We start from the raw sequence: 14,393 nt of genomic DNA, 5'->3' as shown, positions 1-14,393 counted from the left end.
GGCGGAGATTTTGCCTCACATCAAGGTCTGTTACTCAATCGACACCCGTCGCACGCTCTCGCGAGTGATCGGCTTCGGGTGGCGAACCGGACCGTACACGGTCCGGCGGGCGTCCTACACAGGCGCCACCCCGTGTACTTCCCGTCATTCCGGGCCCTGGAAACCCGGACTTTTCCTGGTTTTCCGAGGGATTTCTCGGTCACGGAGAGTGGAGGTCCGAACACCCTGTCCTGTGATCGATCACACATGCGTGTCTCAGAATCAGGGTCCCGGAATTCCGCGCAAAGCGAACGGAACCGGTCGGCTCGTGCAGTGTGTCAGATCGGCAGAGTGACGCGCATCACGAGACCACCGCCCTCGCGGGGCTCCGCGATGATACGGCCGCCGTGGGCGCGGGCCACGGACCGGGCGATCGACAGGCCGAGACCGACCCCCTTGTCGCTGCCGGTCCGCTCCTGGCGGAGCCTCCGGAACGGCTCGAAGAGGTTGTCGATCTCGTACGCGGGAACGACCGGACCCGTGTTCGAGATGACCAGGACCGCCTGGCCGTGCTCGGTGTCCGTCGTGACCTCCACCCACCCGTCTTCCGGAACGTTGTACCGCACGGCGTTCTGGAGCAGGTTCAGCGCGATCCGCTCCAGCAGGACGCCGTTGCCCTGGACGACCGCGGGACCCAGCTCGCGCCGGATCTCGACGCCCTTGGCCACGGCCTCGGCGTGCGTCTGGTCGATCGCCCGGGAGGCGACCTCGGCGAGGTCGACGGCCTTGCGCTCGATGATCTGGTTGTCGCTCCGGGCGAGCAGCAGCAGGCCCTCGACGAGCTGCTCGCTGCGTTCGTTGGTGGCGAGCAGGGTCTTGCCGAGCTGCTGGAGGGCCAGCGGAGCCTCGGGGTCCGAGACGTGGATCTCCAGCAGGGTCCGGTTGATCGCGAGCGGGGTGCGCAGCTCGTGCGAGGCGTTCGCGACGAACCGCTGCTGGGCGGTGAAGGCCCGCTCGAGCCGCTCCAGCATCTCGTCGAAGGTGTCGGCGAGCTCCTTGAGCTCGTCGTCGGGGCCGTCCAGCTCGATCCGCCGGGCCAGGTCGGAACCGGCCACCTGGCGGGCGGTGCGGGTGATCCGGCCGAGCGGCGAGAGCACGCGTCCGGCCATGGCGTAGCCGAAGGCGAAGGCGATGATGCTCAGCCCGAGCAGGGCGAAGAGGGAGCGGCGCAGGAGGTCGTCGAGGGCCAGGTCGCTCTGGTGCCGCAGGCAGACCGAGACGGCGTCGTTGAACTGGTCGCCGGTGCCCGTGTTGGGCAGCCGGCACCAGGACGTGGTCGGTTGCACCTCGCCCTTGACGATCTTGAACGGCAGCTGGGCCGCGCTGTCGCCGAGGGCCTGCGCCGTGAAGAGGTAGATGATCGAGAGCAGCAGGATGCCCGCGATGAGGAACATCCCGCCGTAGAGCAGCGTGAGACGTATCCGGATGGTCGGGCGCAGCAGCGGGCGGACCGGGTCCCGCGGGTCCCAGGTCGGCTTCGGCGGCGCCTGGAGGTGGGGTGCCGGTGTCGTGGCCATCACGTCAGATCCGGTACCCGGAACCGGGCACGGTGACGATGACCGGCGGCTCGCCGAGCTTGCGGCGCAGGGTCATGACCGTGACGCGCACGACGTTGGTGAAGGGGTCGGTGTTCTCGTCCCAGGCCTTCTCCAGGAGCTGCTCGGCCGAGACGACGGCGCCCTCGCTGCGCATGAGGACCTCCAGGACGGCGAACTCCTTCGGCGCGAGCTGGACCTCCTTGCCCTCGCGGAAGACCTCGCGGCGGTTGGGGTCGAGCTTGATGCCGGCCCGCTCCAGGACGGGCGGCAGGGGCACGGTGGTGCGCCGGCCGAGGGCGCGCACGCGCGCGGTGAGCTCGGTGAAGGCGAAGGGCTTGGGGAGGTAGTCGTCCGCGCCGAGCTCCAGGCCCTCCACGCGGTCGCTGACGTCGCCGGAGGCGGTGAGCATCAGGACGCGGGTGGGCATGCCGAGCTCGACGATCTTGCGGCAGACGTCGTCCCCGTGGACGAGCGGGAGGTCGCGGTCGAGGACGACGACGTCGTAGTCGTTGACCCCCACCCGCTCCAGGGCCGCGGCGCCGTCGTACACGACGTCGACGGCCATGGCCTCCCGGCGCAGTCCGGTGGCCACCGCATCGGCGAGCAGCTGCTCGTCCTCGACGACGAGTACGCGCACGTCGTTCGTTCCTTCCCGTCGAGCCGCTGTCCGGGGTGGGGACCGGCTGGATTCCGAGCACTGACTGTGCGTGTCCATCCTGCCCCGTACGCGCGTAAACCGGCTGTAAGGCGGGGGTGCGAGCCCGGGGGCGGGCGGGTGGTGAGGAGGGGGCGTGCGGCGGGGCGCGAAGAATTCACCTGATTCGCGGGCCAGTTGAGGTTTCCTTGAGGAAGGGGCTGGGGAGGACGACTGCACACCCCGTGATCACGCCCTGTACGAGGCGCGCCGCCTACCGCTCGCTGTCCCCAGAGGCCGCAGTGTGTGATCCACCCACCCTCGGCACACCCCCGTGCCACCGGACCCACGACGAGGGGGCGCACGATGGACGCTTTCACCGCAGGACTGCTGCACCGCATCAGGACCACGCAGACCGACCTCACGCGAGCTCGTGAGACGGGCGACGACTACCTGGCGGATGTCGAGCAGGCGGAGCTGGACGACCTGCACCGCCTGGCCGCCGAGCACGGCGTGGAGGTCGCCGCGCCGGGCGTCTGACCCGTCTCCCTCCGACCGACCGACCGACGACCCGCCCGTACGCACGAGGGCCCCGGAGCCGCTCCCGGCTCCGGGGCCCTCGTGCGTCCGCCTCACGGCCCCGCCGGCGCCGTCCTAGTCGTGCCAGGCCCCCAGCTCCTCCAGGAGCTCCTGGAGGGGCTGGAAGAGCCCTGGGGAGGCCGCCAGGGCCAGTTCGCCCGACGCGGGCTCCCCGGGACGGCCGCCGGTCAGCGCGCCCGCCTCGCGGGCGACGAGGGCCCCGGCGGCGAGGTCCCAGGGGTTGAGCCCGCGCTCGTAGTACGCGTCGAGGCGGCCGGCCGCGACGTCGCAGAGGTCGATCGCCGCCGAGCCGGCGCGCCGGATGTCGCGGACCAGCGGGATCACCCGCTGTGCCACGTCCGCCTGGTGGGCGCGGCGGGTCTGGACGTATCCGAAGCCGGTGCCCAGGAGGGTCTGGTCGAGGGAGGGCGAGGGGCGGACGGCGAGCCGCCGGTCCCCCGCGTACGCCCCGCCGCCGAGGACCGCCCGGTAGGTCTCGCCGCGCATCGGCGCCTCGACCACGCCGACCACGGCCTCGCCGTTCCGTTCCGCGGCGATCGAGACGGCCCAGGTGGGCAGGCCGTAGAGGTAGTTCACGGTGCCGTCGAGCGGGTCGATGACCCAGCGGATCCCGCTGGTGCCGGGTGTGGCGGCGCCCTCCTCGCCGAGGAGGCCGTCCTGGGGCCGGTGCTCGGCGAGGAAGCCGGTGATCAGCTTCTCGGCGGCGATGTCCATCTCGGTGACCACGTCGATGGGGCTGGACTTGGTCGTCGCCACCGCGAGGTCGTCCGGGCGACCGTCGCGGAGGAGGGCTCCGGCCCGCCGTGCGGCCTCCAGGGCGATGTCGAGCAGTTCGGTGAGCAGAGGGTCGGTCACGCTGACTCCTTACGCGTACGGGCTGTCGGCGCCGGCCGCCGCCGGACGCTCGGCCCTGGCCGGGCAGCAGCCGATCGGGCACAGGTCGTGGGAGGCGCCGAGGGCGCCGAGGGCGCACCGCTCCGCGCGGGCGCCCCGCTCGTGCGCCGCGCGCTCCAGGAGCAGGTCGCGGACGGCCGCGGCGAAGCGCGGGTCGGCGCCGACGGTGGCGGAGCGGCGGACGGGCAGTCCGAGCTCGGCCGCCTTCGCGGTGGCCTCGGTGTCGAGGTCGTACAGGACCTCCATGTGGTCGGAGACGAAGCCGATGGGGACCATGACGGCCGCGGGGACCCCCGCGCCGTGCAGCTCCTCCAGGTGGTCGCAGATGTCGGGCTCGAGCCACGGGATGTGGGGGGCGCCGCTGCGGGACTGGTAGACGAGCTTCCAGGGGTGGTCGGCACCGGTCCGTTCGCGGACCGCGTCGGCGATCACCCGGGCCACGTCGAGGTGCTGGCGGACGTAGGCCCCGCCGTCGCCGTGCTCGGTGACCGGGCCGGAGCTGTCGGCGGCGGAGTCGGGGATGGAGTGGGTGGTGAAGGCGAGGTGGGCCTTGTCCCGCACGGACGGGTCGAGCTCGGCGAGGGAGGCGAGGACGCCCTCGATCATGGGCTCGACGAAGCCGGGGTGGTTGAAGTAGTGCCGGAGCTTGTCGACGCGGGGCAGCGGCAGGCCTTCCCCTTCCAGCGCCGCGAGCGCGTCGGCGAGGTTCTCGCGGTACTGGCGGCAGCCGGAGTAGGAGGCGTACGCGCTGGTGGTGAGGACGGCGATGTGGCGCCTGCCGTCGGTGACCATCTCGCGGAGGGTGTCGGTGAGGTACGGCGCCCAGTTCCGGTTTCCCCAGTAGACCGGGAGGTCGAGGCCGGCCTCCGCGAAGTCCGTCCGCAGCGCGTCGAGGAGCGCGCGGTTCTGGTCGTTGATCGGGGAGACGCCGCCGAAGAGGAAGTAGTGCTGCCCCACTTCCCTGAGCCGTTCCTTCGGGATGCCGCGGCCGCGCGTCACGTTCTCCAGGAACGGGACCACGTCGTCCGGGCCCTCGGGGCCGCCGAAGGAGAGCAGCAGCAGGGCGTCGTACGGGGCGGGATCGTGCTGATCGGACATGGCACCGATCCTCCCACCCGCGTCAGACCCCGGAAGGCGCGGCCCGTCCGTGGGGACTCGTCCGAAGAAGGGGGATGACCGATCGACTTCAACACCGTAGGCTTTAGCTATTAATTACACGTGTTGACCAAGGACGCCTCTTGCCCAGTCCCTACCGCGCGATCTTCGAGGCGCCCGGCACCGCCTCGTTCTCCTTCGCCGGCTTCTTCGGCCGGATGCCGCTGTCCATGATGGGCATCGGCATCGTGACCATGATCTCGCAGGTCACCGGCAGGTACGGGCTCGCCGGAGCGCTCTCCGCGACCCTCGCCATGTCCGCGGCGGCCCTCGGCCCCCGGGTGTCGCGCCTCGTCGACCGGCACGGGCAGCGCAAGGTGCTCCGGCCGGTGACGCTGATCTCGCTCGCCGCGGCCGCCGGGCTCCTCCTCTGCGTGCAGCAGGGGGCCCCGGACTGGACGCTCTTCGTCTTCACGGCCGTCATCGGCGTCGTGCCCAGCCTGGGCGCGATGACCAGGGCGCGCTGGGCGGAGATCTACCGGGGCGACGGGCGGCGCCTGCACACGGCGTACTCGTGGGAGTCGATCGTCGACGAGGTGTGCTTCATCTTCGGACCGATCATCTCGATCGGTCTGTCGACGACGTGGTTCCCCGAGGCCGGGCCGCTGTTCGCCGGGGTGTTCCTGACCGTCGGCGTCTTCTGGCTGACCTCCCAGCGCGCCACGGAACCGGTGCCGCACCCGCGGGAGGAGGGCGCGAAGAGCGCTTCCGCGCTCCGCTCCCCCGGCCTCCAGGTGCTGACTCTCGCCTTCGTCGCCACCGGCGCCATCTTCGGCTCCGTGGACGTGGTGACCGTGGCCTTCGCCGAGGAACAGGGCCACAAGGCCGCCGCCAGCCTGGTCCTGGCCGTCTACGCGCTGGGTTCCTGCCTGGCCGGCGCGGTCTTCGGACTGCTGCACCTCAAGGGCGAGCCCTCCCGCCGCTGGCTGCTGGGCGTCTGCGCGATGGCCGTGAGTATGATCCCCCTCCTACTGGCCGGGAACCTGCCGTTGCTGGCCGTGGCGCTCTTTGTCGCGGGCCTGTCCATCGCACCGACGATGGTGACCACCATGGCCCTCGTCGAAGCGCACGTACCGCGCACCAAGCTGACCGAGGGCATGACCTGGACGGGTACCGGCCTCGCGATCGGCGTGGCGCTGGGCTCGTCGGCCGCCGGCTGGGTGGTCGACGCGTCGGGGGCCGAGGCGGGGTACGTGGTGCCCGTCGTCTCGGGCGCGCTCGCGGTCGCGGTGGGTCTCCTCGGACACCGCCGGCTGAGCAGGCCGGCACCGAACCGGGAGGGGCAGCGTGAGCGGGACGACGACAGCGGGGTCGGGGAGCGCCAGGACGGCGAACAGCCCGTGGCGTAACTGGGCGGGGAACGTCACCTCCCGTCCGGTGCGGGAGGTGAGCCCGGCCTCGGCCGAGGAGCTCGCCGACGCGGTGCGCCGGGCGGCCGCGGACGGGCTGCGGGTGAAGACGGTCGGGACCGGCCACTCCTTCACCTCGATCGCGGCCACCGACGGCGTCCTGATCCGCCCGGGGCTGCTGACCGGGATCCGGCGGATCGACCGCGGGTCGATGACCGTGACGGTCGAGTCGGGCACCCCGCTGAAGCGGCTCAACGTGGCGCTGGCCCGGGAGGGCCTGTCGCTCACGAACATGGGCGACATCATGGAGCAGACCGTCGCCGGGGCCACCTCCACGGGCACCCACGGCACGGGCCGCGAGTCCGCCTCGATAGCCGCGCAGATCCGCGAGCTGGAACTGGTGACGGCCTCGGGCGAACTGCTCACCTGTTCGGAGAAGGAGAACCCGGAGGTCTTCGCGGCCGCCCGGATCGGTCTCGGCGCGCTCGGCGTGGTCACCGCGATCACCTTCGCGGTGGAGCCGGTCTTCCTGCTCACCGCGCGCGAGGAGCCGATGACCTTCGACCGGGTCACCTCCGACTTCGACGCGCTGCACGCGGAGAACGAGCACTTCGAGTTCTACTGGTTCCCCCACACGGACAACTGCAACACCAAGCGCAACAACCGCAGCGCGGGCCCCGCGGCCCCTCCCGGGCGGATCAGCGGCTGGATCGAGGACGAGCTCCTCTCCAACGGGATCTTCCAGCTCGCCTGCTCGGTGGGCCGCGCGGTCCCGCCGGTGATCCCCTCGATCGCGAAGGTCTCCAGCCGGGCCCTGTCGGCCCGTACGTACACCGACATCCCGTACAAGGTCTTCACCTCGCCCCGTCGCGTGCGCTTCCTGGAGATGGAGTACGCGCTGCCGCGCGAGGCCGCGGTCGCCGCGCTGCGCGAGCTGAAGGCGATGGTCGAGCGCTCGCCGCTGAAGGTGAGCTTCCCGGTGGAGGTCAGGACGGCTCCGGCGGACGACATCACGCTCTCCACGGCGTCGGGGCGGGAGACCGCGTACATCGCCGTCCACCTGTACAAGGGCACGCCCCACCAGGCGTACTTCACCGCGGTGGAGCGCATCATGACGGCGCACGGCGGTCGGCCGCACTGGGGCAAGGTCCACACCCGCGACGCCGCGTACTTCTCCGAGGTCTACCCGCGCTTCGCCGAGTTCACGGCGCTGCGCGACCGGCTCGACCCCGACCGTCTGTTCGCCAACGACTACCTGCGGCGGGTCCTGGGCGACTGACCGTCACCCGGTGCCCGCGTCGCCGTCACCCGGTGCCCGCGTCGCCGCCGGTCGGCGCCGGGGCCTCCGGCACGGTGGTGCCCGTGGTCGGCTCCTGGGTCGGCGCGGTGGGCGTCGGCTCGGTCGTGGGGTCCGTCGGCGTCGGGGCGGTCGTCTCGCCGCCGGCGGATCCGGACGGGGTGGGCTCCGCGGAGGGGGTCGCCGTGGCGCTTCCCTTCTCGCCGGAGCCCTTGCCGCCCGGCGTCGCCGTGGAGCCGGGAGTGGGGGCGCCGCCGTCCTCCGGCCGCGTGCCGCCGTCGGAGGAGCCGGACGGCGTGGGCGCGGGCCGCTCGTCGCGGTCGGGCGCATCCTGCCCGGCGTTCCCGCCGCGGACGGCGGAGCCGAAGGTGGTGGTCCCGTGCGTGCCGCTGAAGTCCTGGCCGGACACCAGTTCGTAGGCGGTGATCCCGCCCATGGTGACGCCGAAGACCAGCGCGGCGGCGATCGCCGGGCGCTTCCAGCCCCGCACGCGGGTGCCGTGGGTGGTCGCGTCGCCGAACTCCTCGCCGTACGGGGAGGGGGCGGCCCGGACCGTGCCGAGCATCAGGGTGCGGTCGTCCTGCGGTCCGGCCGTGACCGGGACCTGACGGACCTTCGGCTTGGCGGCCGCGGTCGCGTCGCGGACCTGCTCGCCGGTGCGCCTGAAGAGGTGCTGGAACAGGGGACCGCCGCAGGTGGCGATGACACTGATCACACCGGCGCCCAGGATCGTCCCGTACACGCCGAGGGTGGAGGCGAGTTTGGCGGCGATGACCGCGGCCAGGGCGCTGCCCGAGACCTGAGCCACGCTCAGGTCGATCCTTCTCCTGCCGCCCTCCTCCTCGTCCGCCTCACCCGTGTCGGTGTCCGGCCTGTGACGCATCTCCAACCCCTGACGGTTCATCCGTTCGCCTTGCACCCAGAAGGGACAAATGGGCGAAGCGAATAGTTCCGTTTCTGCTGTTTCTGTGAACAGCGACACGTATGGGGGAAGATCGCGGACACTCAACTCCCGTACCGCCCGAGAAGTTGGGCGGCGCGCCGGTCCACCCAGGTGGCCCGAATGGAGTACATTGACGAACCCTGGGTCCGGACGCCTTCGGGTGCCCGGGATCAAGGGGAGGGAGCCGAAAGCGGCACTCGAACCGGTGACGCCACGGCACCACACGGAAATCGGCTGCACAGAGTGACCTCCAGTCACTCCGGGTAGCCATCAGGTCACCGTGTCATAACGGCGTTCCAGGGTCCATGCCCGACACGCCGGGCAACTCGGCAAGGTAGTGGCAGGCTGCACCCGGGCAGGCCACACTCGACTAGCGGAAGCAGCGACGCACGTGACGTCGGCAGGCACCACCCGGGAGGTCCCCATGCCCGAACTGCGTGTCGTGGCCGTCTCCAACGACGGCACACGACTGGTGCTGAAGGCTGCTGACAGCACGGAGTACACGCTTCCGATCGACGAGCGGCTCCGTGCCGCCGTGCGCAACGACCGCGCGCGCCTCGGCCAGATCGAGATCGAGGTGGAGAGCCACCTCCGCCCCCGTGACATCCAGGCGCGGATACGAGCCGGTGCCTCCGCCGAGGAGGTCGCACAGCTCGCCGGCATCCCCGTCGACCGCGTGCGGCGCTTCGAGGGCCCCGTGCTCGCCGAGCGCGCCTTCATGGCGGAGCGGGCCCGCAAGACCCCGGTCCGCAGGCCCGGCGAGAACACCGGCCCGCAGCTCGGCGAGGCGGTGCAGGAGCGACTGCTGCTGCGCGGCGCCGACAAGGACACCGTGCAGTGGGACTCGTGGCGGCGCGACGACGGCACCTGGGAGGTGCTGCTCGTCTACCGGGTCGCCGGCGAGGTCCACACGGCCAGCTGGACGTACGACCCGCCCCGACGGCTCGTCCAGGCCGTCGACGACGAGGCGCGGGCCCTGATCGGCGAGACGGACGACACGATCGCCGCCGCGCCGGAGCCGAGCTTCCCGTTCGTGCCCCGGATCGCCAGGCTGCCCCGGGACAGGCCGCTCGACCGGGCCCTCGACCGCCAGATCGACCGGTCGGACCGCCAGCTGGAGCGGGCGTCCGCGTCCGTCGAGCCGGAGGAGGAGCGGGACTCGCTGACGAGCCTCCTGGAGGCCGTGCCCAGCTTCCGCGGCGACATGGTCGTGCCCGAGCCCCCGGACACCGAGCCGTCGGAAGAGGCCGAGGCGGAGGAACCGCCCGCCCCGGCCGCGTCGGCGGGCGCCGGCTCCGCGTACGCCGACGTCCTGATGCCGCGCGCCGTCTCGGGCCACCGGGACCGGCTCACCGGCACCACCGACCGCCAGGCCGAAGCGGACGGCGTCCGCCCGGGCCGCCGCGCGGCGGTCCCCAGCTGGGACGAGATCGTCTTCGGCACCCGGCGCAAGAAGCAGGAGTGACCCCAGCGCCGCTTCCGTACGCGCAGTCGTACGCGAGCGGTGGACGGGACAGCCGTACGGGCAGGGGCCCGCGCCGTGACATCGGCGCGGGCCCCTCTCGTATGCCCTGGTGCGGCGGACCGGGGGCCTGCCCTTTCCGGATCGGCCCCGAGCGCGCCTCGGCGTGTCCTGCCGATCAGGCCGGCTCGCGAGGCCTGGCACGCGCCCTGATCCGACCTGCTCGACGAGGCACCCCCTAGCGCGGGTCCGGGCCCGTGGCCACCGGGCGGGCCGGGTCGGCGGACCACTCCGACCAGGAGCCGGCGTAGAGGGCCGCGGGGATGCCCGCGATCTCCAGGGCGAGGACCTCGTGGGCGCCGGAGACGCCGGAGCCGCAGTAGACGGCGACCGGGATGCCGCCCGTCGCGCCCAGGGCCGTGAAGCGCTCGCGCAGGGCGTCGGCGGCGAGGAAGCGTCCGTCGGCGTCGACGTTCTCGGTCGTCGGGGCCGAGATCGCGCCGGGGATGTGCCCGCCGACCCGGTCGATCGGCTCCACGTCCCCCCGGTAGCGCTCGGCCGCGCGGGCGTCCAGGAGCAGCCCGGCGTCGGCCAGGGCGGCCGCCCCGTCGGCGTCGAGCAGTCCGAGCGCGCCCGGCTCCGGCCGGAAGTCGCCCGGCTCCGGCGCGGGGACCTTCTCCGTCAGCTCCCCCGTCCACGCCGCCAGGCCCCCGTCCAGGACCCGGACGTCCGGGTGGCCCGCCCAGCGCAGCAGCCACCAGGCACGGGCCGCGCCCCAGCCGAGGCCGCCGTCGTACACGACGACGGGCCGGCCCGCCGAGACGCCCGCCCGGCGCATCGCGGCCCCGAAGGCGGCGGGGTCGGGCAGCGGGTGGCGTCCCCCGCTCCCGGGCGGGCCGGCGAGCTCCGCGTCGAGGTCGACGTAGACCGCGCCGGGCAGGTGGCCGGCCTCGTACGCGGGCCGTCCGGGCGGGCCGCCCAGCGTCCAGCGGACGTCCAGGAGGACCGGCGGCCGGACCCCGGCCGACTCGCTCAGCAGTTCGCTTGCGGAGATGATGGGCTTCATGGGAGCCATCCTCGCGCAGCCGCACGGCCGCCGGGGACGAACCCGGCGTCCTTCCCGGCGGATCGCGTCACGCGCGGCGCGGCCGGGGCGCGCCGTGGCCCCGTCGGTGTCACCATCGGACCGGGGGCACGGCCACGACGATGGTCCGAGGAGAGAGTGACGATGACCGAGGCGACTCGGCGCACATCAGGCACCCCCTGCTGGGTGAGCCTGATGGTGCACGGGCTTGACGCCACCCAGGAGTTCTACAACGCGCTCTTCGACTGGGAGTTCGTGCCCGGTCCGCAGCACCTCGGGCCTTACGTGCGCGCGCTGTCCGGCGGCAAGGAGGTGGCGGGCATCGGCCAGCTGCCGCCCGACCGGCACCTGCGGATCGCCTGGACCCCCTATCTGGCCACGGACGACGCCGACGAGACGGCCGAGACCATCCGCTGCTGCGGGGGAACCGTGGCGGTGGGTCCGCTGGACGCGGGCGAGGCGGGGCGGCTGGTCATCTGCTCCGACCCGGTCGGCGCCGTCTTCGGCGTCTGGCAGGCGGAGGCGCACCACGGGACGGCCGCGGCCGGACCGCCGGGGACGCCGGTCTGGAACGAGCTGCTCACGTACGAGACCGCCTCGGTCGGCAAGTTCTACCGGAGCGTCTTCGGGTTCGAGGTGGAGCCGGTCGTGTCCGCCGACCACGACTACGCGACGCTCCTGGTGGACGGGCTTCCGGTGGCCTCCCTGCACGGCGTCGGCAACGCGCTCCCCCGGGACCGCGGCCCGCACTGGATGACGTACTTCGAGGTGGCCGACACGGACGCGGCCGCCCGGTTCGTCGTGGAGCTCGGCGGCCGCGTGCTGCGCCCGCCGCGCGAGGGCATGGCCGGGCGGCTCACGGTGGTGGCCGACCCGGAGGGCGCGGTGTTCACCCTGGTCAGGTCCGCTCCGGAGTGACGCCGCCGCGCGGATCGGTCCGTGCGGGTGGGGCGTGCTCACGCGGGCCGGCCCCGGCCGCGCGGTGGGACGCGGTCGCGCGGGTCGCCGTGGTGTCCCCCGTGGGGTTCAGCCGCGCAGGGTGCGGGCGAGGGTCCGCAGCCAGGAGGCGCCGGTCCGGGCCGGGGACGGGTCCCCGCCCGGCAGGCCGAGCCGGGTGAGCCGTTCGGCGGTGAAGTGGTGCGCGGTGCGGGGGTCGGCGCGGTGCTCGGCCAGGAAGCGGGTGGTCTCCTCGCGGAGCTCCGGGTGGACGGTGTGCCGCATGCAGTAGCCGACGGCCCGGACGAGCGGCGTGAGCGACTCCGGGGCCGGGCCGGGGACGGCGGGCTCCTCGCCCCGCTCCAGGTCGGGGACGAGGTGGTCGACGACGGTGAGCGGGATCCGGTTGCTGTTCTCGTAGGGCGTGAGGCGTTCGAGGACCTCGGCGGTGCCGACGCGCGCGATGGGGATGCCGTAGTACACGGCGGCGGTCAGCATCGCCGTGGAGAAGCAGCCGACGACCAGCGAGGGCCGGCACCGCTCGTAGAAGGTCTCGGCCAGCAGCGGTCCGTCGAGGACGGTCAGCCGGACGCCGGAGCGCTCCGCCTCCTCGTGGAGGACCTGGGAGTAGCGGGCGGGCGCGGTGGGGTGGGGCTTGAAGACGACGGAGCGGTGTCCGGCGGCCGCGGCGCCGCGCAGCATCCGGACGTGCAGGTCCTCCTCCTCGTCCGCGGTGAGCAGGTGGAGGGCGGCGAGGTACTGGCCGAGGAGGAGGGCCGTGGCCCCGGCGGCGGTCGTCCGCGCGATGCCGGGGTCGCCGGCCGCCTCCTCGGCGATCTCGGCGAGGACGGCGCGGAAGGCGCTGTCGGGGACGAGCTCGGGCTCCACGCCGTACTCGCTCAGGAGCAGCGGCCTGAGACCCGGGACGAGGTCGAGGTGGAGGACCCTCCGGACGCGGCAGGCGAGGGACTGCGCGAGGTCGGAGCGGGTGGGGCCGTAGCTCATGAGGCCGTCGGCGTAGACGTGCAGCTCGCTCTCGGGGAACGCGCCGGCGAGCGCCTTGGCGGGGTTGACCTGGATGGACTCGACGATCAGCTCGACCGGGCCGGTGCCGAGGTCCCAGGCGGTGCGGAACACGCGCTGCCAGAGCGGGGCCTCCTCGGGGCGGGGGGCCCAGCCGGCGGGGTGGTACGGGTGGACGGCCTCGTTCCAGTCGAGGGTTCCGTCGAAGCGGGCGGCGATCCGGCCGTAGCCGGTCATGGTCTCCAGGCGCCGCGCGGTCTCGGGGATCTCGGCGTTGTGCGCGAGCAGCAGGAGCCTGCGGGCGTCCTCGCGGGGGCCGAAGCGTCCGGCGTCCAGGGCGGCGGCGAGCGTGGCGGCGCCGTAGAGGGTGGACACCTGGAAGAGCTGGACCCGGCGGCCGTCGGCGGCCGGGTCGTGCGCGGTTCCGGCGGGGTTCGCGGAGGCCGTGTGGGGGGCCATGGTTCAGGCGGTCCTTCCGGTGTCGCGCAGGCTCCGGAGGAGGGTGCTGCGCGGGGTGTCCATGGTGGCCAGGGTCTCGTCGAGGACGTGCTGTGGCATCCGGTGCAGGGCGTCGCGGACGTCGGCGCGCAGCCGCGCGGCGACGTCCGGTCCGTAGGCGGCCTCCTTGCCGATGTGGAAGGCGATCATGGCGCAGTACGTGCGGACCGCCTTCGGCAGGAACCGCTCCGCCTCGGGGTCCCGGGAGACGTCGTCGAGCAGGAGGTCGTACGAGGGGATGAAGTCGAGCTGCCGGTTGTCGGTGATCTGGGTGAGCGAGGTGGTGACGCCCCGGCGGTAGAAGACGCCGTGCAGGGAGAGGGCGGCGAAGGTGCGGGCCTTGAGGTGGAGCCGCCAGATCCAGAGGCGGTCCTCGGCGGTTCTGAGGGAGGTCTCGAAACGCGCGGCGCCGTTCTCGAAGAGACGTCCGCTGTAAATGCCGAACGGGACGAACGGATAATCCACCATCGTCACCATGGAGGCCGGCGAGATTCCGTCCCTCGGGTCCATCACGGTGTCGCGGCGCTTGGCGGGCGCATAGCGGATCCGGCGTTTCCGGCCTTCCGAGAGGACGTGGTCGGTGCGGGCGAAATCGCAGCCCAGCCGGGAGATTCCGGTCACGGCGGCGCGCAGGTGGCCGGGCGCGTACCAGTCGTCGCCGTCGAGGAAGGTGAGGTAGTCGCCGCGTGCCGCGTCGATGCCGGTGTTGCGGGCCTGGGCGACGCCCTGGTTGGTCTCGTGCCGGATGACGGTGGCGTTCGGGAGCCGGTCGCGCCAGCGGTCGAGGATTTCCGGGGTGTCGTCCGTCGAGCAGTCGTCGACGAGCAGGAACTCGAATTCCGGATCCGCGTTGTTCGCGAGGCTGCGCAGGGTGTCGGGCGCATAGGCGCCGACGTTGTGGAACGGTACGACGACGGACAGTTTCGGCACTCGGAATCCCC

At 72.9% G+C, this 14,393-nt stretch carries 13 protein-coding genes; 5 read left to right on the top strand and 8 right to left on the bottom strand.

Going from position 1 to position 14,393, the window contains the following annotated elements; genetic code table 11:
- Window positions 1-317 precede the first annotated feature (317 nt).
- Both AC067A_RS22470 and AC067A_RS22465 read right to left on the bottom strand, forming a co-directional pair.
- Window positions 318-1,556 carry a sensor histidine kinase gene (locus AC067A_RS22470; protein ID WP_479244264.1) on the bottom strand — a complete coding sequence of 413 codons (1,239 nt, stop codon included), beginning with the start codon at window positions 1,554-1,556 and terminating at the stop codon, window positions 318-320.
- Window positions 1,557-1,560: 4 nt separating this feature from the next.
- A complete protein-coding gene (locus AC067A_RS22465) occupies window positions 1,561-2,214 on the bottom strand; it encodes a response regulator transcription factor (protein ID WP_017237674.1) in 654 nt (217 codons plus the stop codon).
- 363 nt (window positions 2,215-2,577) lie between these two features.
- On the opposite strand from AC067A_RS22465, the gene AC067A_RS22460 reads away from it, so the two are divergent.
- Window positions 2,578-2,751: a hypothetical protein gene (locus AC067A_RS22460; RefSeq protein ID WP_017237673.1), complete on the top strand. Its 174-nt coding sequence runs from the start codon at window positions 2,578-2,580 to the stop codon at window positions 2,749-2,751.
- A 114-nt stretch (window positions 2,752-2,865) separates the two neighbouring features.
- Here the strand turns inward: AC067A_RS22460 and AC067A_RS22455 are convergent, their stop codons facing one another.
- Complete coding sequence (locus tag AC067A_RS22455) at window positions 2,866-3,666, bottom strand: inositol monophosphatase family protein (RefSeq protein ID WP_479244263.1); 801 nt, start codon at window positions 3,664-3,666, stop codon at window positions 2,866-2,868.
- A 9-nt stretch (window positions 3,667-3,675) separates the two neighbouring features.
- Window positions 3,676-4,803, bottom strand: coding sequence for a ferrochelatase (locus AC067A_RS22450; RefSeq protein WP_479244262.1), 1,128 nt, complete (start codon window positions 4,801-4,803; stop codon window positions 3,676-3,678).
- Between the two features lie 140 nt (window positions 4,804-4,943).
- Here AC067A_RS22450 and AC067A_RS22445 point away from each other — a divergent pair, with 140 nt between their 5' ends.
- The gene (locus AC067A_RS22445) at window positions 4,944-6,209 is read left to right on the top strand and encodes an MFS transporter (RefSeq protein WP_479244261.1); all 1,266 of its coding nucleotides are present in this window, start codon (window positions 4,944-4,946) and stop codon (window positions 6,207-6,209) included.
- Complete coding sequence (locus AC067A_RS22440) at window positions 6,148-7,488, top strand: D-arabinono-1,4-lactone oxidase (RefSeq protein ID WP_479244260.1); 1,341 nt, start codon at window positions 6,148-6,150, stop codon at window positions 7,486-7,488. Before AC067A_RS22445 ends, AC067A_RS22440 begins: the two co-directional genes overlap by 62 nt.
- Window positions 7,489-7,513: 25 nt before the next feature.
- On the opposite strand, the gene AC067A_RS22435 is transcribed toward AC067A_RS22440, so the two are convergent.
- Window positions 7,514-8,389 carry a hypothetical protein gene (locus tag AC067A_RS22435; RefSeq protein WP_479244259.1) on the bottom strand — a complete coding sequence of 292 codons (876 nt, stop codon included), beginning with the start codon at window positions 8,387-8,389 and terminating at the stop codon, window positions 7,514-7,516.
- A 484-nt stretch (window positions 8,390-8,873) separates the two neighbouring features.
- On the opposite strand from AC067A_RS22435, the gene sepH reads away from it, so the two are divergent.
- Window positions 8,874-9,914, top strand: coding sequence for a septation protein SepH (gene sepH, locus AC067A_RS22430; RefSeq protein ID WP_479244258.1), 1,041 nt, complete (start codon window positions 8,874-8,876; stop codon window positions 9,912-9,914).
- Between the two features lie 235 nt (window positions 9,915-10,149).
- Here sepH and AC067A_RS22425 read toward each other — a convergent pair whose 3' ends face one another.
- The gene (locus tag AC067A_RS22425; protein ID WP_479244257.1) at window positions 10,150-10,977 is read right to left on the bottom strand and encodes a sulfurtransferase; all 828 of its coding nucleotides are present in this window, start codon (window positions 10,975-10,977) and stop codon (window positions 10,150-10,152) included.
- Between the two features lie 162 nt (window positions 10,978-11,139).
- Between AC067A_RS22425 and AC067A_RS22420 the strand changes: the two genes are divergently transcribed.
- On the top strand, window positions 11,140-11,913 hold the full coding sequence (locus AC067A_RS22420; RefSeq protein WP_479244256.1) for a VOC family protein: 774 nt from the start codon (window positions 11,140-11,142) through the stop codon (window positions 11,911-11,913).
- A 108-nt stretch (window positions 11,914-12,021) separates the two neighbouring features.
- On the opposite strand, the gene AC067A_RS22415 is transcribed toward AC067A_RS22420, so the two are convergent.
- Window positions 12,022-13,413 carry a polysialyltransferase family glycosyltransferase gene (locus AC067A_RS22415; RefSeq protein WP_479244255.1) on the bottom strand — a complete coding sequence of 464 codons (1,392 nt, stop codon included), beginning with the start codon at window positions 13,411-13,413 and terminating at the stop codon, window positions 12,022-12,024.
- Between the two features lie 3 nt (window positions 13,414-13,416).
- Window positions 13,417-14,382: a glycosyltransferase family 2 protein gene (locus AC067A_RS22410; protein ID WP_479244254.1), complete on the bottom strand. Its 966-nt coding sequence runs from the start codon at window positions 14,380-14,382 to the stop codon at window positions 13,417-13,419.
- Window positions 14,383-14,393 lie beyond the last annotated feature (11 nt).

The organism is Streptomyces sp. NPDC043176, assembly GCF_056436715.1.
Note: the sequence above shows the minus strand (reverse complement) of the source record. Positions and strands in the feature narration are given on the sequence as shown.

Bases quoted from the DNA above. Each gene is read 5' to 3' on its own strand.
- AC067A_RS22470 (WP_479244264.1), bottom strand. From the start codon at position 1,556: ATGGCCACGACACCGGCACCCCACCTCCAGGCGCCGCCGAAGCCGACC.
- AC067A_RS22460 (WP_017237673.1), top strand. From the start codon at position 2,578: ATGGACGCTTTCACCGCAGGACTGCTGCACCGCATCAGGACCACGCAG.
- AC067A_RS22450 (WP_479244262.1), bottom strand. From the start codon at position 4,803: ATGTCCGATCAGCACGATCCCGCCCCGTACGACGCCCTGCTGCTGCTC.
- AC067A_RS22435 (WP_479244259.1), bottom strand. From the start codon at position 8,389: ATGCGTCACAGGCCGGACACCGACACGGGTGAGGCGGACGAGGAGGAG.
- sepH (WP_479244258.1), top strand. From the start codon at position 8,874: ATGCCCGAACTGCGTGTCGTGGCCGTCTCCAACGACGGCACACGACTG.
- AC067A_RS22425 (WP_479244257.1), bottom strand. From the start codon at position 10,977: ATGAAGCCCATCATCTCCGCAAGCGAACTGCTGAGCGAGTCGGCCGGG.
- AC067A_RS22420 (WP_479244256.1), top strand. From the start codon at position 11,140: ATGACCGAGGCGACTCGGCGCACATCAGGCACCCCCTGCTGGGTGAGC.
- AC067A_RS22415 (WP_479244255.1), bottom strand. From the start codon at position 13,413: ATGGCCCCCCACACGGCCTCCGCGAACCCCGCCGGAACCGCGCACGAC.